Origin of the sequence: Lysinibacillus sp. FSL H8-0500 (genome assembly GCF_038051955.1) — a bacterium.
GTDB classification, from domain to species: domain Bacteria; phylum Bacillota; class Bacilli; order Bacillales_A; family Planococcaceae; genus Lysinibacillus; species Lysinibacillus macroides.
In genome coordinates, this window is record NZ_CP150292.1 from 3146984 (window position 1) to 3169152 (window position 22169).

Annotated in this window: 21 protein-coding genes and 1 riboswitch; of the genes, 2 read left to right on the forward strand and 19 right to left on the reverse strand. The window is 39.7% G+C overall.

Annotation, left to right across the window (positions count from 1 at the left end; genetic code table 11):
* Positions 1-130: 130 nt before the first annotated feature.
* The 9 genes from MHB44_RS15030 to gpr form a co-directional block, all read right to left on the reverse strand.
* A complete protein-coding gene (locus MHB44_RS15030; protein WP_340806582.1) occupies positions 131-826 on the reverse strand; it encodes an ECF transporter S component in 696 nt (231 codons plus the stop codon).
* On the reverse strand, positions 805-2451 hold the full coding sequence (locus MHB44_RS15035; protein ID WP_053996215.1) for an ABC transporter ATP-binding protein: 1647 nt from the start codon (positions 2449-2451) through the stop codon (positions 805-807). Before MHB44_RS15035 ends, MHB44_RS15030 begins: the two co-directional genes overlap by 22 nt.
* Positions 2424-3305 (reverse strand): energy-coupling factor transporter transmembrane component T, encoded by an 882-nt coding sequence (locus MHB44_RS15040; protein WP_341299836.1) that lies wholly within the window; start codon positions 3303-3305, stop codon positions 2424-2426. The genes MHB44_RS15035 and MHB44_RS15040 overlap by 28 nt, the downstream gene beginning before the upstream one ends.
* The gene (locus MHB44_RS15045) at positions 3305-4153 is read right to left on the reverse strand and encodes a DUF4430 domain-containing protein (RefSeq protein WP_341299837.1); all 849 of its coding nucleotides are present in this window, start codon (positions 4151-4153) and stop codon (positions 3305-3307) included. Before MHB44_RS15045 ends, MHB44_RS15040 begins: the two co-directional genes overlap by 1 nt.
* A 1-nt stretch (position 4154) precedes the next feature.
* Positions 4155-5687 (reverse strand): S-layer homology domain-containing protein, encoded by a 1533-nt coding sequence (locus MHB44_RS15050; protein ID WP_341299838.1) that lies wholly within the window; start codon positions 5685-5687, stop codon positions 4155-4157.
* 66 nt (positions 5688-5753) lie between these two features.
* Positions 5754-9713 carry an S-layer homology domain-containing protein gene (locus MHB44_RS15055; RefSeq protein WP_341299839.1) on the reverse strand — a complete coding sequence of 1320 codons (3960 nt, stop codon included), beginning with the start codon at positions 9711-9713 and terminating at the stop codon, positions 5754-5756.
* Positions 9714-9790: 77 nt separating this feature from the next.
* Entirely contained in the window at positions 9791-10516 is a 726-nt protein-coding gene (locus tag MHB44_RS15060; RefSeq protein WP_341299840.1) for a DUF4430 domain-containing protein, read from the reverse strand.
* 174 nt (positions 10517-10690) lie between these two features.
* A riboswitch (cobalamin riboswitch) is annotated at positions 10691-10892 on the reverse strand.
* Between the two features lie 272 nt (positions 10893-11164).
* Entirely contained in the window at positions 11165-12007 is an 843-nt protein-coding gene (gene spoIIP / locus MHB44_RS15065; protein WP_341299841.1) for a stage II sporulation protein P, read from the reverse strand.
* A gap of 97 nt (positions 12008-12104) precedes the next feature.
* A complete protein-coding gene (gene gpr / locus MHB44_RS15070) occupies positions 12105-13121 on the reverse strand; it encodes a GPR endopeptidase (RefSeq protein ID WP_341299842.1) in 1017 nt (338 codons plus the stop codon).
* A gap of 163 nt (positions 13122-13284) precedes the next feature.
* Between gpr and rpsT the strand changes: the two genes are divergently transcribed.
* A complete protein-coding gene (rpsT, locus tag MHB44_RS15075; RefSeq protein WP_053996223.1) occupies positions 13285-13533 on the forward strand; it encodes a 30S ribosomal protein S20 in 249 nt (82 codons plus the stop codon).
* A 57-nt stretch (positions 13534-13590) separates the two neighbouring features.
* On the opposite strand, the gene holA is transcribed toward rpsT, so the two are convergent.
* The gene (gene holA, locus MHB44_RS15080; protein ID WP_341299843.1) at positions 13591-14601 is read right to left on the reverse strand and encodes a DNA polymerase III subunit delta; all 1011 of its coding nucleotides are present in this window, start codon (positions 14599-14601) and stop codon (positions 13591-13593) included.
* A gap of 165 nt (positions 14602-14766) precedes the next feature.
* Here holA and MHB44_RS15085 point away from each other — a divergent pair, with 165 nt between their 5' ends.
* Positions 14767-14904, forward strand: coding sequence for a YqzM family protein (locus MHB44_RS15085; RefSeq protein WP_341299844.1), 138 nt, complete (start codon positions 14767-14769; stop codon positions 14902-14904).
* Positions 14905-14936: 32 nt separating this feature from the next.
* Here the strand turns inward: MHB44_RS15085 and MHB44_RS15090 are convergent, their stop codons facing one another.
* From MHB44_RS15090 to aroE, 9 genes are all read right to left on the reverse strand, one after another.
* A complete protein-coding gene (locus MHB44_RS15090) occupies positions 14937-17243 on the reverse strand; it encodes a DNA internalization-related competence protein ComEC/Rec2 (protein WP_341299845.1) in 2307 nt (768 codons plus the stop codon).
* On the reverse strand, positions 17221-17796 hold the full coding sequence (locus MHB44_RS15095; protein ID WP_053996225.1) for a ComE operon protein 2: 576 nt from the start codon (positions 17794-17796) through the stop codon (positions 17221-17223). Before MHB44_RS15095 ends, MHB44_RS15090 begins: the two co-directional genes overlap by 23 nt.
* Positions 17797-17896: 100 nt before the next feature.
* A complete protein-coding gene (locus tag MHB44_RS15100) occupies positions 17897-18544 on the reverse strand; it encodes a helix-hairpin-helix domain-containing protein (protein WP_341299846.1) in 648 nt (215 codons plus the stop codon).
* 251 nt (positions 18545-18795) lie between these two features.
* Entirely contained in the window at positions 18796-19536 is a 741-nt protein-coding gene (locus MHB44_RS15105; protein ID WP_341299847.1) for a class I SAM-dependent methyltransferase, read from the reverse strand.
* Positions 19537-19881, reverse strand: a complete 345-nt coding sequence (gene rsfS, locus MHB44_RS15110; protein ID WP_053996228.1) for a ribosome silencing factor — start codon at positions 19879-19881, stop codon at positions 19537-19539.
* The gene (gene yqeK, locus MHB44_RS15115; protein WP_341299848.1) at positions 19878-20450 is read right to left on the reverse strand and encodes a bis(5'-nucleosyl)-tetraphosphatase (symmetrical) YqeK; all 573 of its coding nucleotides are present in this window, start codon (positions 20448-20450) and stop codon (positions 19878-19880) included. The genes rsfS and yqeK overlap by 4 nt, the downstream gene beginning before the upstream one ends.
* On the reverse strand, positions 20419-21009 hold the full coding sequence (locus MHB44_RS15120) for a nicotinate-nucleotide adenylyltransferase (protein ID WP_341299849.1): 591 nt from the start codon (positions 21007-21009) through the stop codon (positions 20419-20421). Before MHB44_RS15120 ends, yqeK begins: the two co-directional genes overlap by 32 nt.
* Before the next feature lie 9 nt (positions 21010-21018).
* Entirely contained in the window at positions 21019-21321 is a 303-nt protein-coding gene (yhbY, locus tag MHB44_RS15125) for a ribosome assembly RNA-binding protein YhbY (RefSeq protein WP_341299850.1), read from the reverse strand.
* A 5-nt stretch (positions 21322-21326) separates the two neighbouring features.
* Complete coding sequence (gene aroE / locus MHB44_RS15130; RefSeq protein ID WP_341299851.1) at positions 21327-22157, reverse strand: shikimate dehydrogenase; 831 nt, start codon at positions 22155-22157, stop codon at positions 21327-21329.
* Positions 22158-22169 lie beyond the last annotated feature (12 nt).

A 22169-nucleotide genomic window follows, 5' to 3' on the forward strand; every position in this document is an offset into this window, starting at 1 on the left:
CGGAGCTAATATATAAGAATATATGAGCAATAACAGATTAGGGTTCATTCGTTTGTGGCTAATAAAAAGTGCCCACTGTTTGAAATGAGCACTTTTAGCTTGCTTTATAAAGGAACATATGACGGATTATTTACTGTAATATGCCATATTTATTTTTAATACGCTCTAGCTTTTCTCTTATTGGCTTTTCTAATAATAATAAAAAGATAACATTTGAAACCGCATAAACCATCATAAACGGCACTGCTGAAGTTAATGCCAGTGTATAAGCCTGCCAGCTAAACACACCGTACATAGATATTGTTCCCCAAATATCCATACCAAAGGAAAAGAATACGCCTGCGAAAATACCGAATAAGATAAGAGAAATTTTTTTATGCATCAGCCCCGTTTTCCCTAATAAGCCTGCTATAAAGCCAATCATCCCCCACATAAACATTTGAAAGGGTGTCCATGGCCCTTGCCCAAAAAACATATTCGACACCAATGCGGAAAGAGCGCCTGTTAAAAAGCCTGCCTCTGCTCCAAGTGAAAAACCTGTAATGGCTGTAATGGCTGCAACAGGCTTAAAGCCAGGGGTAATAACAAATAAGGCACGACCTGCCACAGAAATAGCAGCCATCACAGCAATGACTAAAATTTCACGTGGCTGTGGCTTGCGACGTTCAAAAGATAGAAAGAAAGGAACACATGCTAAAATAATAATGGCAATCGAAATAAAATAATATTTTCGATCAGCAAATAGGGTAATACCCGCATATAAAGTAAGTGGTATTAGCACAAAAATAACAAGGAATGAGATCATTAGACGAATGTTTTTTGACATAACGTAACAACATCCTCACATGTAATGGCATTGCTTAGTAGCTCTCGGGATATGCGATGTGCGGCAGTTGTATAAAAATTATTGCCGCTATAAAATGCGCGCGGCTCATCCTCAGATACGATACTACCATCGAAAAATAAGGCACATCTGCTGCTGTACTGTGCTGAAAATTCAATATCATGTGTCACCATAATAATTGTCATTCCTTTAGCTTGTAAATCCTTTAATATTTCGGCTAGTTCTTCCTTTGCATGTGCATCAAGCCCCTTTGTTGGCTCATCTAGTAACAAAATTTTCGGCTCTATTAATAAAAGCTTAGCGAGTGCTAATTTTTGCTGTTCCCCACCACTTAAATCATAGGGATGACGATTTAATAAATGCGTTAAATGAAATAACTGAATCGTTTTTTGCATATTTGCTTCTGTTACTTTATGTAAACGAGCCATATCCTCTAGCTCTTGGCGCACTGTTTTTTGCACAAATAATGTTTTTGGATCTTGCGGTAATAACGTTAAAAATTGTTGATACAATTGTTTATTGCTATAGCTTTTTAAGGCTTTATTGAATAAAGTCACTTTGCCACGATAAGGCTTTTGAAGCCCTGCCAAAATAGCAAGCACCGTAGACTTGCCTGTACCATTACCGCCGATGATCGTTAAAAATTCCTGCTCCTTCACTTGTAAGTTAAAATGATAGACAATATCCTGACCATTTTTTTCATAACGAAAGGCAACATCCTTTGCTTCTACTGCAATAGCTGTGTCATTGTACGATATTGTAGGTGACATATCTGCTGGCGTCACTTGTTGATTATGAAGCCAGCGCTGCCCTTCACGAATCGTCAGCGGAATAGATCCGACACCATTAAGCCGGTGGAAAATTTTTGTCGCTGCCGGCAATGCAGTAATCATCGCATGCTCTTTTGGCAATGTCATTAAAATGTCCCTTGGTAAACCATCGAATAAAATTTCTCCACTGTCCATAATCAATACGCGATCTGCGAGAGGCAACACCTCCTCAAGGCGATGCTCAATTAAAATAATGGTAATACCCAGTTCCTTATTTAAGCGATGCAATGTTTGAATAAATTCCAACGCAGCGATTGGGTCTAATTGCGATGTCGGTTCATCTAATAGCAATAACTTTGGCTGCATCACCATAATAGAGGCTAAATTTAATAGCTGCTTTTGTCCACCGGAAAGCGCCGTTGTTTTTTGATGAAACCATTTTTGAATGCCGAAAAAATTTGCCATTTCAGCTACTCTTCGGCGAATTGTTACTGAATCAAGCCCCAAGCTTTCTAACCCAAAAGCGAGCTCATGCCATACTTTATCTGTAACAATTTGATTATCAGGATTTTGAAAAACATAGCCAATATCTGCTGCTGCAACTTCAGCATTTAATTGTTGTAAATCGCAGCCTTTATAAAAAATTTGCCCCGCCATTTCTCCATGTGGTTGTAGCTCACGCTTGAAATGCCGTAGCAACGTGCTTTTTCCACAGCCCGATTGCCCTATCAGCACGATAAACTCACCTTGCTGAATTGTTACATGAATATTTTTTAATACAGGGCTTGTCTCATTAGGATAAGTAAAACTTACATTGTCGATTTTAACGAGCGCCATTTGAACGCCTCCCTGATTTCAATTGCTAATGGGATAGACAGCAGCAGGAAATAGCTGCTATAAAACAATAGACTATCAATGTCCCATTTAATAGTTCCAAATGTTGGATAGAAATAAAAGGTTGTTGTACCAAGAAAACTCGCAGCGAGGTTCGTAACAAAAAGTAGCATAATTATCGTTAGAGCAATGCCATCGCGACGCTCAAAAATAAAAAGCGAAAAGGCTGTTCTCTTTTTCACACCATAGCCGCGAGCTTTCATCGAATCTGCCGTATCAATTGCATTCTCTAATGCCCACGTAATTAAAATAGATAAAATGCGCACGATGCATTTGATGCGATGCCATAATGAGCCAGCAGTATAATCCATGCCAATAACCTTTTGTGCCTGTATGATTTGCGTTAGCTGATGCCGAAAGCGTGGAACTAAGCGCAATGAAATAGATAAGGTTAGTGACAAGGCTGGTGATACTTTGCCAAATAAATAAATAAATTTATCCGATGTCATCACCACATTGTAGCAGCTAAACCAGAGCATCACAGCGACAATCATCGTGGCAATGGCAAGTCCATACATAATTGCCTCCACAGTAAGGGCATTGCCATTGATATAAAGTAATACGAGCTGACCATTATGGCTAATCAGTGGGTTAATAATCGCCATTAAGAAAAACAGTGGTACATATAGCTTCCAGTCCTTAAAAAATAGCTGTCTACGTAAAGCAATATTTAAGCTAATAGCCGAAAAAAAAGTAATTGCCAAATAGACTGGATGCATAAAAAACATCGATAAGCCAACAGCTGCTACAAAAAAAGCAAAAAGTACGATAGGATGAAATGTTTCAAATGCCTTCATTATTCACCATCCCAATAATGTCCTAAGTCGCGACCTAAATCGACTGTGTAGTTCCATTCAATGACATCGCCATCCTTTAAAACGTATTGACTACAACCGTAATTTGGATAGACCCCATTCACTTTGTACATCCAGCCACTTAATTCACCTGCACTAAATTCATATAAATGGTTAATCCCTTCTACATAGACACTGTTATACATATTTTCATTGGCCCCTTGATACTCCATTTGAATTTTATGCTCCTTTGTTGCGCGTTGCAGCACATCCCAAACAGTATCATGCTCTGATAATAGTTCATAGGTTGTTGGTTTCAGGATAACGCCATTTTTCGGGACATATTTCTCACTTTGTAGTGCAGGGTCTAGCTTATCCCAATGCTTTAGCAATGTATCAACACGGATTGCAATGGTTACAGCGCGTTTTTTAGGTGCTGGCTGTTGCTGCTTTTCGGTTACTTGTGGCTTAGGTTCTTCTGCTGAGGGAGTAGCTGTATTTGTTGTTGGCTGATGATCGCCTTTTTGAACCATAGGCTGCTCTGTTTTTATATTTGGTGCTGGTGGTGGTACTTCTTGCTTTTCTACCCGTTGCTGAGGGGCTTTCTCCCGCTCCTCTAATTGAACCTTTTCATCTACCTCAGGCTCCTGCTCTTCTTGTTCTTCCACAACCATCTTATTTTCTACTAAGGGAGTCTGTTCTTCGACTTCAGGCTGCCCAGGAGACGGTCGGGTTTCCATGCTCCGTTCCTCATCCTGCATTTGCTCAAATTTCTCTACGGTTTGAATATTACATGCTGTTAAAAAAACAACAAGCAACGAGATAAAGAAAAAATGTAGAAATCTTTTCATACTAATCTTCAACTACCTTTAAGAAATTAACATACATTTTAGCTGCTTGTGCACGCGTAAGAACATCCGTAGGGCTAAATGATCCATTCGCTCCCTGGGCAATGTTAAAATCATATAAAAATGTAATGGCTTGCTGCGATTCCTGTGATAATTTTGCAATATCGTTGAAAGGTGCATTATTTTTCGGTACATATGGTTTATCTGTTTTAAATGCATAGGCTCTTGCCAGCATAACTGCCAGCTCTTCACGTGAGATTGGAGAAGATGGTGAAAGCTTATTGGACTTTACCCCTAATAACTTTGCCTCATAGGCAGCTCCAATTTCTTGTTTTATGTCATTTGGATAGGCATTAATATCTGTGAAAGGTGCATTGCCAGAGCCTGTTAAATGAAGAGCACGCACTAAAATCGATATAGCCTGTACCCGTGTTAAATTATTATTCGGCTTAAATGTATTGTCTTCATAGCCCTTTAACAGCCCTTTCGCCACAGCCGCTTCGATATCAGACTTTGCCCAGTGAGATTGTGTATCTTTAAAGCTCACTTTCACAGGAGGAGCTGTAGGCTGAGTCGGGGTAGATGAGCTATTAGGCTTTTTATCGGATGTATCATAAAGCTTTGTTTTGCCTGCAAGTAATCGATTATAGGCTGCTAGTGTATAAGAAGCCTGCTCTGTTGCCATGCCATTAGCCGCTCCCTCAGTTAATACATGCTTGAAGCCACCGTCTTTTGCATGGTAGAAGGTGAAAAAGCTTGCAAATAGCTTATGGAAGCGCTCATCTTTGTTGGCATCAATATTTAAACTGGCAAGTGCTGTAATAACCTGTGCTGTGCTTTCTAAGTTGGTTGTGCCCCAGCTTTTGTAACTGCCATCAGCTCCTTGTAAACTTGTTAATGTATGAAGTGCCTTATCAATGGATGTCTTCACATCTGGTTGATCCTTATACGTGGAAAGGGCTTGAATAGCCATTGCAGTCATATCTGGGTCTGCCTTCGTCCCCGATAAATCCCAGCCCCCATCAGGCAATTGCTTTGCTAGTATATGTTGAATCAATTTCTCGCGAGTAGTTGTAGCTGTTTTAGAAAGCTCAAAGTCCCATGTATCTAAAGCAATTAAAGCAAAATAAGCACCATTGGGACCTTGCCATACAACTTTATCAAAATCACTTAATTTTTCGACTAAATTATAGCCACCCACATTCGTAGGATCTTTTCCGATAGCAGTAAGGGCAATAATTAAACGTGAATATTCCGTATATTTACGATTGTGTAATTCACCTTTTACTGCCTGTATATGTTTTACAACATTTGCATAGTATTGATCGTAATAGCCATCAGGAACATTGTATTCGCCACGGGCAAGTGCAATAATAAACCATTCATCACCAAAAGCAGGATTTGGTGCTTTTGTCACCATAAATTGCCCAGTCGTTTTGTAAGCATCTACAGTAGAAATATTTTGAGCGGAAACTGGCGTTACAATTAACACGAATGCCAATAGCATCATGATAAGCATGAATAATCTTTGCTTCATTTGGATAACCTCCATTCTAAAAAGTACTAACCCAAAAGCTTTCTGCAATTGGGTTAGCCTAGAAAATTACATCATACCTGCAGTATTTAACGTACGTTTTAAAATTTTTGCTGTTTGTTCACGTGTTAATGATGTTTTTGGATCAAAAGAGCCATTTGTCTTACCCGTCATAATATCAAGGCTATTTAATAGCTCGATATATGGTAGATATTCAGCACTAATATTGTGAATGTCCTTGAAATGAATTTCTCCATTGTTATTCTTCATATCAGCATCTAAATATTCTAAAACACGTGCCATAAATGCAGCAGCCTGTTCACGTGTAATATGGGCCTGTGGATTAAAGGTTGTAGCTGTTACTCCGTTTGTAATCCCCGCCTCATATAGCGCTTGAATATCTGCCTCATACCATTTACCAGCCGTATCACGGAAAGGATTTGTACCAGTTGCTTGTAAACCAAGGGCACGGCTTACTAATGCTGCTAACTGTGCACGTGTAATTGGTTGAGTTGGGCCAAACGTGTCTGATGTAACACCTTTAATAACAAGACGATTCGCTAAAAACTCAATTTCCTCTTTATTTGCTAAATGCGCGATATCTTTAAAGGTTACTGCATTCTCTATGATCACAAATGTACCACCTGCTTTTGTAAATAAAACAATTTCGCCATCCACAATTTTATGTGGAACAGGTTTATATTCGTCACCTACAAGCTGTAAAACAACGCTGTTTGGCTTTAGATCGTTGGCTGGTAGCGTTACTTTTAAATACTCCTTTCCTAAAGAAATGGGCTTTAGATTTCCTTGCTTTGTTTCAATACCAAATGTCACTGTAAATTGTTGTTGTCCTGTCTCTTTCGTTACAGCAGCCATGATGTTCTCAGATTCAGCAAGTTTAATTCCAGCAAATACAGAGGTAGCCACCTCGAATTTGAATTGGTTTTCCTTCTGAATCACAAGTTTTTGAATATTTTTATCCATGTATTCTTGAATATTTTGAGGTGTAAGTACGACTTTATTAGCGTTTTCTTCAATCGTAATTTCAACTACTAAGCTATCTTTTTCCTCTTTGTTATTTTCATTCTTGGATTCTTCTATACACTCTTCATCTGTACATGGCTTTTCTTCTAACTCCAGACAATTTTCTGTTGCTTCCTCAGCACATTGTTTTTTCTCTTCTTCAACAGCGAGTTTATCCTCTATTCCTTCCACATAGCCACCAATATCTTTTCCTAAATCAGTTGTGTATAGCCATTCAACAGCGTCATTTGGAGAGAGTGTGTAATTGGCTGCTGAATATGAAGGATATTTGCCATTGACTCGGTACATCCAACCACTTAAAGGACCTCGATCGAATTCATAAAGCCCCGCAATTCCATCAACATATATGCCATATTCTGTTTGACGATAGCTTAGGGCAACCCCGTTTTCTTCTGCTGCTCGTTGTAAAACATCAAAAGCAGTTTCACCAGCAAATAACTTAGTTGCTGTCGGTTTTAATGGAACTTCAGATGACGAAATTCGAATGGAAACCGTTGCATAACCAATTTCTTCAGAAGGAACAGATGGCTGATTGCCATTGTTATCAGGAGGGGAAGGCTCCTCGTCATCATCACCATCTCCGTCCTTATCCCCTGGAGTTGATGGTCGATCTTTCGTATCTGACATATCATAAAGCGCCGTTTGTCCACTTAGTAAACGATTGTAGGCTGCTAATGTATAACCAACTTGCACGGTTCCCATGCCATCTGCTTTCGATTGGCTATGGATATGCTTAAAGCCACCATCACCAGCGCTAAATGTCATCATATTAGCAATAACTTTATTAAAGCGAGGGTCTTTGTTGGCATCAATGCCCAAGCTAGCAAGGGCGGTGACAACTTGAGCAGCACTTTCAGCAGCTTCAGAACTGCCTGCCGTCGATATATAGCCACCATTCGCTGTTTGGATAGCTGCCAATTTAGCTATTGCTCGATTCGTGACAGCTGCCACATCCGATCTGTTTTGATAGGGTGCTAATGCCTGAAGCACCATGCCTATCATATCTGGGTCAGCTACACTTCCACTCCATGCAAATCCTCCGCTATTTTGAATTTCCTTAGATAAAATATGCTGAATTAATTTATCCCGTGTTGTTGTTGCAGTTGCAGGTAGTTCAAACCCCCATGTATCCAGTGCAATTAATGAATAAATGGTTGCGTTTATTCCTTGCCCTGTAATAAAGCTTAGATCTGCTAATCTATCAACTAAATTATAGCCAGCAACATCCGTCGGGTCTTTTCCAATTGCTGTAAGAGCTATAATAACGCGAGCCCAGTCTGTTGCTTGCTTATCTATTTCACCATTCGTGGCTTTTACATGGTTTACAATATTACGATAATATTGATCATAGTAAGTTGCATACTTCGCAGAATGATCACCGCGGGCTAATGTTATCATCGTCCATTCGTACCCATAACCAGGACTATTTAAATTTTTGGTTAAATATTCGGCAACAGTAGTATATGTATCAACTGTTGGCGGCTGTAATTGTATAAGACGCTTTTGTAAAACCCCTAGCTTAGCATAATTTGTTACTAGCTCTTTATGAATCGCTAATAATTGGTCATAGGCTTGTTGAGCTTCAAATATTTTTAGATAATCAGCCCAAACAAGTTCTTCTACAGAAGGAAGTGCATCAATTTTGGCAATAACTTGGTTAATATCGCCCTCTGCATTAATTATTTTCTCCTTTTCAAGGAGATCATTATAGTTTGATACTTTAGTGTGCTGTGCCTTATTACTAGCATCTTTGAGCTTCTTCAAGTTACTATATGCATCGTTTGCTGCCTTTAATTGATTTTTTACTAATGGGCTATTTGTATCAATTGCATCAATTAATAGTTCAACATATTTAACTTCTTTATCAAAAAGTTCCTGTCTATTTGTTACATCAACTTTAAATGATTCATTTCCAGGAGGCAAACCAGGAAATAAAGGAGGTGTTGGTCGAACGCTGGTTATACTCTCATATTTTTTTCTAGCATAGTCAAGCAACACTTTTATAGTTGGATCTGGTGTTAAATCCCCTATTTTAGGAAGTGTATCAATAGCAAGAATTGCATATTTAACTTCTTTATTGGCTAACGCATAATTAAGTGCTTCTAATGTCAAATCAGTTGGCTGATAACGACCACTAATTGAGAAAAAGGATGTATATACTTTACGTATTTTTTCTAGTTGATCACTAAGATTTTCATCTAACGTCGTGATCTCCTCAACTGCGGGTGTAGCGTTAGCTGGATCCTCCATATATTTAATGGTAAATTCAACTTCTCTTTGACGTAGCAATTTGTCATAAGACGTATTATCGAATAGATCTCGTATTTTTAGCTTAGATAAATTAGTTTCTTTTTCTCGGATCGTAAGTAATTGCTGATAGATCGTTTCAGTTGGTTCTAATTCATCAGGCAGTGCGATAATTAAATCTATTGTTTCTTTTACTGCCTCTGGAATAACATGAACTTTAATTGTTTTAGATACTGCACCTATCGCAATAGTAATTTCTGCATCTCCAATAGCAATGCCTGTTACGAGCCCATTGACATCAACTGTCGCAATGTTAGGTTTGCTTGAAGACCATACAACTATAGCACTATCCTCTGTTGTTGCGTCAGTTACAGTAAGTGGATATGTTTCTCCTTCTAATAATAATAAAGGCTTCTCTGTATTTAGCTGAATCTCACTACCTGAAAAGGGCGCAAATTCTATTGCATCCTGTAGTGGCATAAGATGCTCTACTTCATTCTCAGATTTTAGTACATTATCCCGTTCTGCTGAATTGTCTAGTTCTGGTTCATTATTGGATTCTTTCGCATTGCCTTGCTCTGGTGAATCATTAAGTTCAATATCGCTAGTATCTTCTATAATTGAATCGAATATTTCCCCTTCAAAATGCTGTGCTTTTACAGTAATGGATGGAGAAAATAGCGACAATATTAAAATAAAGATAACCGCTATATGTAGCTGCTTTTTCCATATAGCCATATAAAATTCACTCCCCTATAAATAGTTAAATACTGACAAGGTGAATTCTTTCACCTTGTCAGTATGAATTTACCCAACTATTGGACGTCCACTTCAAGTGGCTCGCTTGCTGAATTACCAAGTAATGCGTTGGCAGAGGCTGTAATCGTAATAGTGCCTTCTTCCGCTTGACCTGCAAATGTAATAACAGCTTGTTGGCTTGTATTCACAGTAACAGACTGAGCTGTTAATGCTGTTGTCCCTGTGTCAATTGTCCAATTTGCTAAATTCGAAGCAGTCCCCGTATTCAATAAATCACCAGTTAAATTTACCGTAACAGATGGATTTATATCATCTACAGCAACTGTGCTTGGCGTGTTTAGCTGAGCCCATGTAGTGTAATACACATGAACTTCATCATTCGGAGCTAATACGTAAGCACCTAAGCCAACTGTTGGGCTAATATCATTTACTGTATATACCCAGCCATCCCAGCCATTTAAGCTCCCTGCAGCCAGTCCATCAATTGATTCAAGGTATGGCCCATACACAGGATGAACAGTTACTACATAGGGTTTGTTATTGTCTTGTAGTACTTGTTCTAAAAGCTCTAGCGCCGTTGTCCCTGCTTCAACATCCTCAATTGTTTCTGGCACAATAGTTGTACCGTATAAACCATCAATAGATAATGTAACATCAAATGTTGTTGCTTGTTGTTCTTGGTTTACAGGCTGTAATACTGCGGCACTTGCTGTTGGTGATACAAGCGAAACTGCTAAAAGCAGGGCAAACGCTAATTGCCACCATTTCTTGAAAATCTTCATTTGCAAAACCTCCTATTTTATTATTTCGTGAATGTTCTTGCTATTAACTCGAAAAAGAAAAAGATGCTTCTCCCAAAAAGGGGGGAAGCATCTAATGGAAAACAGAAAAAAGGCGTAAAATACAGTTTGCCTGTCCGTCTATTTGCCGTAAGTTCTCCTAGCTTCCGAAGAGAGTTAATACGATGAAATAAAGGCAGGTCTCCTGGCTTGTGTATCCTAAAATCAGCACCTTCCCATCTACTGGAGGCATTTTTCCTCGTTCGACAGTGGTATTACGCTGTAGTCATCTACACTTACAGTTGCGGAAACAGCTTCGGTTTTGCACCGAATTCCCTATTAAGCTCTATAAAAGAGCACCTTTATTCTGCAATTGCTATTCACTTATTAGAAAGTATAGCACAAATTCCTTATTTTCAAAATATTATAATAAAAAAGAAAAAATGTTGGAAAAGTTTACTTATATTTCACCCTTTTGTAGCGATTCTATTCATTAGTGACAGTATAATAATCTTTTTGATTAGTAGAAACGTACATAGTTGTTTTTTTAATACACCTATAAAAAATGGCTTACACTAAGTAATTAACCGAAAAAAGCCAGTGGCGCAGTTAACAGCGCGGCACTGACTTAATATTCCCTTTACTATATAGTTATTTTTTTGTATCATTAACAAATGCTTTGGCAATTGCTTTTCCTAAAACGGCAATTGTACGATTGACTTCTTCCTCAGTATTGCCGATGCCACCAATTTCCACAATCATCATTTGCTTTGCTAAATCTTGATTGTAGCGCCCATCAACGCCATCACCACTTTTAGAAATAACCCCTTTTGATATTTTAGGCACAATTGCATTTAATGTGGATGATAAACTTTCAGCATAGGCAGTATTCCAGCGGAAATTTGCATGCTCTGCACCAACAACGATTGCAATTTTTGCATAATTCTCACCATTATACCCCACAGTTGTTAACTCATGCTTTAATGCATCACGATGTAAATCTAATATTAAATCATAATTATTTGTTTCTAAATGCTTGCTTAGATGCGGTCTCATCACATTATAGGATTCATGATAGCCCTTGCCCTCTAGCTTTAATTCTTTCATCACATCTACATCCAATACATTCGTTGTTAAGCCATTGACATTAAAATGGTTTACAATCTTATCCTTAAAACCCATAATATTGACCGTTTCATGAGAGGTCGCTACCTTACCACTTACAGCTTTCACCATTGGCTCATATGCTTCATGTGAATGTGTAAACAACACTAACACTTTAAAAGGATCAGCAGCTACTTCAGGCTCTTTCGTTTGTTCAAGTGCATTTTGTTCAGCTAAATTAGTAGCGGCAAACACGACTTGTTTATCTTCTGGTTGTTGCGTCGGAGTCGATGCTTGCTTGTTGAACGGAAGTTGCCCAGCAATGACAGGTAATACGAAAAAGAACAATAATAGACCAAATGACCATTGTAGTTTTTTTAGCAAAGTCACACCCTCCTCCCCTTATCGTATGGAGGGGGTATGGCATTTAGAACGAAAAAATTTTTCTCGTTTTTCGCATAAATTGTAGTATTTTAGACAGCTGTTTTTATAGAGCGCTTGCCCAATTCATTAACATAGAGGCAACTAATTTTGCATAGCGGTCCACCCAATAATCCGCTTCTTTTGGCGTCACCATTAGCTGTGTATGTGCACCTGTCAAGGTTTCTTCAAATAATTGCTGGCGTTCCTCCCTCGACCATGTTGCCCATTCTCCAAAAATAGGCTGTACTAAAGACATATCAAGCTCCTGCTGAATATCTGGTTGCCAGGAGGAGAGAGACAGCTTTGATGATGGTTTATGACGCTCAGCCACACGAGCAGCTATTGAGCGAAGCATTGTTTCTACCGCATCCGCAATTAATACAGGCGCATCAACCACTGTTGGTATACCAATAGCTGTCACAGGGATACCAAGCATTTCATAGGAAATTTCTTGCCGTTGATTGCCTACCCCTGAGCCTGGATGGATGCCTGTATCGGTTAATTGAATTGTTTTGCATAGTCGATTACTCGCTCTTGTAGCAAGCGCATCCACTACAATGATTAATTTCGGCTGTAGACGCTTAGCAATGGCAGCTACAAACTCGCCTGTTTCATAGCCCGTTTGTCCTGTTACACCTGGAGCATACATGACAAATTTTTCATCAATGACATCTAAACTATGCAAATGATCAATTAAATAGGGACCTATTGCATCTGGTGTAATGGTACGATTTCCCAAACCAACTATTAAAATTTTATCGTCTTCTTGCCAAGAAAGTGAATCATGCATTTTTTTGAAATTCACAAGCAATTCCTGCTCTAGTTGTGCAAAGCCATCTCGATCTTCTAATGTCAGTGTCGGGACAGAAAGTGTAATATACTGCCCTTCCTTTTTACCAATTTGCTTTTCCCCTTCAGCGTCTACAAGAACATCTGTAATTTTTACTCGACCCGCATTCCGATCTTCTATTTGAATGCCGCTCGCCTGTTCTAGCTTTTCTTTTTGTTCTTTCGTCTGATGGACAACTACCTCTTCTGATTCATCGATTAAATCTGTTCGTTGCCAATTAAAATTTTGCATACAGCTCACCTCAAGCTATAGTTTGTTCAAACTGTCAAGTAAATATTCTTTGCATTTATCTATTGCAATTTGTCCAAGCGTTTGTTAAAATGATTTTTGTTGTATTGACACAAGAAATCAATGAGAAGTTATCATCTCGTACCTAATTTAGGAGGTGAAATAGATGCCAAACATTAAATCTGCCATTAAACGCGTAAAAGTAAACGAAAAAGCAAACCTTGCTAATTCTCAAGCTAAATCTGCAATGCGTACTACAGTTAAAAAAGCTGAAAACGCTGTTGCTGCTAACGCTGATAACAAACAAGAGCTTTTACAAGCGGCTTATAAATCTTTAGATAAAGCAGCTTCAAAAGGACTTATCCACAAAAATGCGGCGGCTCGTAAAAAGTCTCGCCTTGCTAAAAAAGCGTAATGATGTAAAAGACCAACTACTCTTTTAAAGGTAGCTGGTCTTTTTGATTTTCCTAAGTTAAAGCTGTCGTAATAAAAAAAGTTCTAAATAGCGCTCACGATTACCACCTGTCGATTTTAACTGTAAATCAACCTCAGCCAATTGGTATAATGCCCGCAGTAGACTTTCCTCTGAAGGGCGGTGGCGTTGCTCAACCATTAGCTTTACACGATACGGATGGATTTTTAAATTTTTTGCAATTTGCTGTGGATGATAGCCCTTTTTTAATAAATAAAAAACATTCGACATTGTACGAACATTGGAGGCAAGTAGACCTACAAGCATAATAGGCTCCTGTTTTTGGCGCAGTAAATCATGATAAATCGTCAAAGCGCCAACAGCATCATTCGCCAAATAAGCATTCAGCATTTTAAAGGCATCCTCTTCCAAAGTTTTTGCCACTAACTCTTCTACCAATGAGGCCGTAATTTCACCACCCTCTCCTAAATAGAGAGTTAGCTTGTCTATTTCCATTTGTAATTGCAGCATATTTGCTCCAACCATTGCAACAAGTTGTTCAATCGCATCTTGTGTAATCGAATTACCTGCTGCCTTCACAATACCTTGAAGCCAAACAGTTAAATCTTGCTCCTTTGGTGTTTCTGCTTGAATGTATAAAGCATGCTTCTTCATGATTTTTGTTACTTTTTTACGTTCATCCAATTTTTCATAAGGGGCAATAAAAACTGTGACAGAAAAATCAGATGGATTGGCGAGCCATGCCTCCAGTCGCTTCACATCATGGTCGATTTTTTCCTTCCCCTTCTCTGCTGCCTTTAAAAACGAGGCATTTTTAGCAATAATAAGCTTACGTTCTGAGAAAAAGGGGATGGTATCTGCCTCATCCATAACCGCATCCACTGGCTCCTCATCTAAATCGAATGCCGTCAGCTCTAGCTCTTCCTCTGGGCCCATTGCCTCTTTTAAACGTTTAATGGTCTCATCTATAAAATAGCTTTCTTCACCAACAAGTAAATATACTGGTGCCAGCTCACCTTTTTTAATTGTATTCCAAGCCGTTGAAATCATAATTTCCCCTCCATCTAGCAATACTATCAGTATACATGATTTTTACCGTTTTTGTGTCTTTGACTGAATTGTGTCGATTCCTTGCCAGACGGGGAAATCGCCTTTTCGATATAGCTTTTATGATCATGTTGTCTTATAATAAATAACAGAATTGGAGGGATATCAATGAATCCATTTGAAGGAAAAAACATTCAATGTCGACGTAACGATGCAATTGATTCTGGTGTTGGCTTCGGCGTATCATTTGGCGTTTTTACAATTATGTTTATCATCGCAGTTATCGTAGATTTCGTAGCAAAATAACTGGACTTATTGCATGAAGAAAAAGACCTTGGTTATTGGACAAGGTCTTTTTCTGTAGCTCTAACAGCCCAATGCCTCCCACGAATACGCACTTCAATTGTGCCATCAATACCCGTTGTTAATGTAGCTAAATTTCGACGAACAAAGCGCTCTACTACGTCCTTATGAGGATGACCATAACGATTATTAAGCCCTGCACTGAAAATTGTTAGTTGAGGCTGTAGTAGCTCAATAAAAGACTCGGTGCTTGAGGTTTTACTACCATGATGACCTGCCTTTAACAATGTTATATGGCTGATTTGCTGACCATATTGTTGAATAAGCTGCTGCTCGCCCTCTGCCTCCAGATCGCCTGTTAATAGCGCTGTAAAGTTGTTGTGCCGCATCAATAACACAAGGGAATCATCATTTCCCTCGTATAAAGTATCACGCGGCCATAAATAATAAAACTCGGTTCCCCCTTTATGCCACCCCATGCCCTGCATCCTCTCTTTCACAGGAACACGCTGCTTTTTAGCTTCTGTTCGTAAGTCTGTCATAGCAGCCTGATCCAAGGAGCCAGGCGTCACATGGATTTCCTTCATCGCAATCTCCTGTAATATTTCCTCTGCCCCTTCTACATGATCTGCATCTGCATGTGTCACGATAAAGGTATCAATCGTTCGAATACCTTTCCCCTTTAAAAACGGTACAACAATCTGTTTACCTATCTTATAGGGCTGATCTACTTGTTTCCACTGCTCCTGCTCAAAGCGTAGCAAACCACCAGAATCAATGACATAAACTGCTTGGCGAAAAGGTAATTCAATTACAATACTATCTCCCTGCCCAACATTTAAAAAGGTAATTTTCGTGTCATGAAACAGCATAGGTGACATATGAATGGCTATAGCAGGAATCACCAATACAGCCATTAATTTTTTATACTGCTTTATTTCTAAAAAATAAAAGCCCACCAGTACACTTAGCATAGCTAGAACCATTAGCCAAATAGATGGTTTACCTGGCGACCAGAGCTGGAATGGTAGCTCCTGGATAGCAAAAATCATCTTGGTTAGCCATGTACGTAGTGGCTCATAGACAGCAAATAGCTTATTGGCTAGTGGCAACGATAAATAAGTGATACCTAATGCCACAATATTAAAAGGTAATATTACAAAGGAAAACAACGGAACAAAGAAAATATTTACTAAAAATGAGGAAATGGAGAGTTCGTAAAAATGATAGAGTAATAATGGATAAACAAGAAGCTGGCAGACAAATGTAATAAAGAAAGAACGTGTCAGCCAGTTCCTTGTACGTTTCAATATCGCACCTGAATAAATAAGACTGGCTGTTGCTAAATAAGATAATTGAAAACCAATTTGAAAAATAACACCTGGTTCAAGTAAAACAAAGCCTATAAAACTTATTGCTAGCGCATCATCAATAGCAATTGCCCATTTTAGATAGCGCAGTAGCAGGATTAATTCGACAACAGAAACTGCTCGCCATACAGAGGGCGCACCACCTGCAATAACACCATAAATAGGTAGTAACACTATTAGTGCGACTGTCGCTATTTCCCTGCGAACACCTAGGCGCAGGCAGCCTTCAAAAAACAGCCAAGATATCAAGGCTACATGTAAACCTGAAATCGCAAATAAATGGGTGATACCAAGTTTTTGATAGGCACGTTGCAAGTCCTCCTCCACGTGATCCTGCAAGCCAATCAGCAATGCCTGTGCCTCTGCGACAAGTGATACAGGAAAGGTTCTCTCAATATGCATTTTGATACTATGTCTAAGCGTGGCAAGGGAAGTACGAATGGAACGCTGCTTCTTGACATACGTCCACTCGTTAATGTCAACAATGCTCGTAGCTCCTTTACTCGTTAAATAGTGTGCCATTGAAAATGCATAGGCATGTGCGGGAGGGTTAGGCTCAGACAGCTCACCCTTTGCCAGAAAGGTCATACCTGCTAATGATTGTTGTTCATAAAAGGCTTTCTCCTGCGCGGATGTAAATGTATAAACAATATAAAGCTTATCGCCATGTGGGGTTGTAGCAAAGCCGCGTAGCTTTTGGCCATTTATTTTATAGTCTTCTGTCCACGTTAAAGGGAAGGTTGCTGGTAAGGGGGAAGGTTCTTCTAGCTGATAGGTTATTAAAAACAAATAAGATAGTAAACCACTAATTATTACTAATAGCGCAGGAAAACGGGTCTCTCCTTTTAATAGCAGCCATAGCGCTAAAAGAAGTAAACATAGGAGTAACCCTGCTGTCTTGTGTGCCGCCAAGGACGCTACAAGTACAGCAAGCGCTACAAATATCCATCTATGCTTTAATGCTTTTGCCAAATAATGCACTCACCCTTTGCTCATAGGGCAGCAATTTTTCAGCTGACACGCCACTCTCGCGAAGCTCTTGCAGCATATCTGTGTATAGAGCTAGTTTTTCATCGCTTAAAAAATCAATTTTACGTTCGTCAAACGGGACGTGCACAACCTCTACCCCCGCTTTTGCAAATAATTCCTGAGCATAGGGATTATTTTTATAGTCTGTTGCATAATAGATACGCTCAATACCTGCTTGAATAATTGATTTTGTACATGGGAGACAAGGAAAATGCGTGACATATAAGTCTGCTCCTCTTGTAGGTGTACCGTATTTAGCGCATTGCAACAATGCATTCATTTCAGCATGCACCGTACGCACACAGTGGTTGTCCACCACATAGCAGCCCTTTTCAATGCAATGCTCATCACCTGTAATAGAGCCATTATAGCCCCCTGCGATAATGCGTTTATCACGCACAACGGTTGCTCCTACCGCTAATCTTGTACATGTGCTACGCAATGCGAGTAAATGGCTTTGTGCCATAAAAAATTGATCCCAAGTAATTCGCTCCATATGACTACCTCCAAAAATATCCATAATAAGTGCTAGTTTTCTTGTTGTTTTCCTATTCTAGTGTAGCCCTTTTGGAAAAGACGCGTCAATATCACAATACCTACTTTACAGTAATCAAGTCCTTTAGCTTTTCAAAGGTTTTATCACCAATGCCACTAATTTTCCTTACATCCTCAATGGTTTGAAAGTGACCATTTTCCTCTCGATAGGTCAGAATACTTTGAGCTTTCGAGGGACCAATACCAGGCAGTGTTGTCAGGGTTGCTGCATCTGCTTTATTGATATTGATTTTTTGCTCCTGACTATTGCTCTCAGCTTGTGCTGCTCCGTGTACAGGCATTGTTAAAATGGTGGAGGCTATCTCGTCTAGTTGCTCGCCCTTTATTGGTATATAAATGACCATTTCATCCTGCACTTTTTGCGCATGATTAATTAGCTGTGTGTCGGCATCCTGTGTATAGCCACCTGCAAGCTGTACAGCATCAATAATGCGCTGATCTGCCTGTAGCTCATAAACTCCTGGATGCATCACAGCACCCTTTATATCTACAAATACCTGCTGTTCAACCGCTTCCTCAGCAGGTTCAATAGGGTTGTTTTCTTCAATAGGTGGGATTGGTTCGATAAGCTCTTCCTGGGGAGATGAAGAGTTAACATTCGAAAAATAGAAGTAAAAAATGCCACTGACTACCAGTATGCTGGGGAATAGCATACTTTTTCTATACTTTTGCCATAAGGTTTGGAACACAGTACCATCCTTTCATTGCAAAAGGTAATCATATGGAGTTATCTCCATCATACACGATCATGTGTTTGTTGAAAAGATGTCATGATAGTATTTGTTGAGCGAATTTGCTATCTTTTATTTTTGCCATGCTTTCCGCAACTTTTGCTTGTTGATGCATCAGTTTAAATGTGCTATCCGTCACGTGGAATTCTCTATTCACCAACAAAGCAAAAAACCACACTGTCCCATCACCAGTGTGGCTGCTTCTCTCATTATTTTACTGCGTGAATAAAAATGCGCTCGCTATTATCCTTAGGGGCTTCCTCATGGAAATCGGCTGTTACTTCCACATCGCTAAAGCCGATTGCACGAAGCCAGGTCATATATTGTTCGATGGAGAATGTACGTTGCATATGCTCTTCATCAAAGCGCTCATACAAATCGCTGGTAGACTCGCGCACATAAAAGGTCATTTGATGGATAATAGAATGCTCGTAGTCACCAGGCTCTGTATGCCATATGTAGCTAATATCACCATCATCATACGTAAATGGCCCCTCTAAAAAAATCGCAGACATTTTAAATAATGAATGAACATCAAAAAATAGCTGACCACCATCTCGTAAAGCATGGTAAATACGTTCGAGGGTTGCATAAACCGCTTGCTCCTCCACAATATAGTTCAGAGAGTCAATCGCAATTGTCACAACATCCAATGCCTCAAAGCCCTCTAGCTCATCCATTGACATACAATACAATGGCGCAGGGTATCCTGCATCAGCAAAGCGCTCTGCTGCAATGGACAACATCTCCTCTGATAAATCAATACCGCTAACCTGATAGCCAGCCTGTGCAAGTAGCATGCTCAGTACACCTGTACCACAACCAATATCTAATAATGTTGGATATTGGTTGCTTGGTGCATTTTGTACAACCCAATCTACATAACGATCGTAAGGAATATCTACTTGTAGCTCATCATAGACATAGGCAAAGCGTTCATAGCTACTCACTTAAGCCTCTGGTACGTCTAGTTGTGGTGCATCGCCCCAAAGACGCTCTAAATTATAATAAGCACGCTCATCCTTATGGAATATATGTGCCACTACATCACCTAAGTCTACAAGAACCCATCTAGCTGCATCAAAGCCCTCTACACGACGAATTTCATAGCCCTGTTGTTCGGCTACATCCTGTAACTCGCGAGCAATTGCTTGCACTTGGCGATCTGAATTACCATGTGCAATGATAAAATAATCCGCTAAAAGAGAAATTCCTTGCATATTTAATACGACGATATCCTCACCATGTTTGTCGTCGATTGCTTTGTACGCTGCTTGTAATAAAGTTGAAGTCATCCTTCACTATCCTCTCTGTTCATCATATCGTTATAACATTCTATTGATAAAGGATAAATTGGCTGCTTTGTGTCAATTAAAAATGCCAATGTATGGCGCACACATGCACTCATCGCCTTATCCAAATTTTTTTGCGCCTTTTTTCGCAGGCGATCCACACCATCAAATCGACGATTCGGTTCAATCATATCTGCGACAAAAACAATTTTTTCTAAACGGCTCATACCAGCGCGTCCTGTTGTATGGAAACGAATAGCATTCAAGAGTTCCACATCTGTGATGCCAAACTCACTTTGTGCTATATAGGCACCGACTGGACCATGTAGTAATTCACTACCCCAACCAATGAGTCTTGAATCTAAATTTTCATTACGAACGATACGCTCCATCCATTCAATGTCTGCATATTTCGCAATATCATGGAGGATTGCTGCTGTTTCAGCCTTTTTCATATCCTCGCCATACTTTTGTGCTAAGACGATGGCTGTTTCCATTACACCGATTGTATGAATATAACGTTTTTCAGGCATTCGTGGCTTAATCGCCGCTAAATACTGCTCGCGTTCCATAAAGACCTTCCTCTCGTATGAACGTCTCTACCGCCTCTGGTAGTAAAAATGTCACCGTTCCTCCAGTTGCAAGACGTTGACGAATCAGTGTGGATGATAAATCGATTTGAGGTACTTCCACCATATTTATAGGGTACTCTGTTGTCGCCGCTGTTCCTGGACGCTTTACTCCGACAAACTGTACAAGTTTTACTAAATCATCAATACAATGCCATGTATGTAGCGAATCAATCATATCGCCACCGATAATAAAGTAAAACTGCACATTTGGTTCTCGGCTGCACAATGCTGAAAGCGTCTCATAAGAATAGGATACGCCACCCTTCTCCACCTCATACGACTCTATTGAAAAATGAGGAAATGGATGAATCGCACGCCTCACCATTTCAAGTCGTTCGGCATTGCTGGCATCAAAACGCGCATGCTTATGAGGTGGTATGGCATTAGGCATAAAGCGGATTTCATCAAGCGCTAGTGCATGATAAACTTCATTTGCCATTATTAAATGCCCTATATGTGGTGGATTAAATGTGCCCCCTAATAAACCGACTCGTTTCATCGTTTCACCTTACTTCGCTGTTTTTGGTAAGACAATCTTTTTATGATTGCGTGATTCTTTATATAAAACAACTGTTAGACCAATGAGTTGTACAAGCTCTGCATGTGCGCCTTTTGCCAGTGCTTGTGCAACATCATGTTTATCCTCTTCACAGTTATCTAAAATACGCACTTTAATCAGTTCTCGTGCTTCTAATGCCTCACGAATTTGCTTTGTCATTTCTTCATTAACGCCACCTTTTCCCACTTGGAAAATAGGTGCTAAATGGTGTGCCTCTGCACGTAAAAAACGTTTTTGTTTACCTGTTAACATAAAAATTAGTTTCCTCCCAATTGCGCCTTTAGCTGCGCAATCATTGAATTTGTATTTGGATAGCTTCCTAGCCAATGCTCAAAAGCAATCGCTCCTTGATGCACAAACATCCCTAAGCCTGTGACAATCGTTGCTCCTTGTTCTTCAGCAGCCTGTAAAAAAGGCGTCATTAATGGATTATACACAATATCTGCAACAATTGCTTCTGATGTAAGCCGATCTAATGAAAATGGCATTGAAAAATTGCCCGTAGCAAGACCAGCCGATGTCATTTGCACAATAATGCTGAAATCAGCTAATGTTTCTTCCGCCTCTTGCAATGACATTGCGCGCCCCATCCCCATCTCGTCCACAATCGCTTGGGCATTTGCCACCGTACGATTGGCAATCGTTAAATCGCAATAGCCTTGCTGCTGCATCGCAAAGGCAATGCCACGCGCAGCACCACCAGCACCAACAAGCAGCACTGACCTATTTTTATGGTCTGTGCCAACAGCGTCCTCCAATGAACGTACAAAGCCTATACCATCTGTATTATAGCCTTTCAGCTTGCCCTCTTGTGTACGCACTACTGTATTAACAGCACCCATTTTTTGAGCCAGCTCATCCAGCTCATCTAAATAGGGAATAATCGCTGTTTTATGAGGGATTGTTACATTCCAGCCGTTTGCTCCTAATGTTTTTAAACCCGCAACGGCTGATGCTAGCTGGTGAGAAGTTACATGGATAGGAATATATGTTGCGTCAATACCCATCTCCTCAAACCAAGCATTGTGCATAGCTGGTGATTTAGAATGTTCAATCGGATCACCAATAACCGCAAACCATTTCTTCATGTTCTAGCCCCT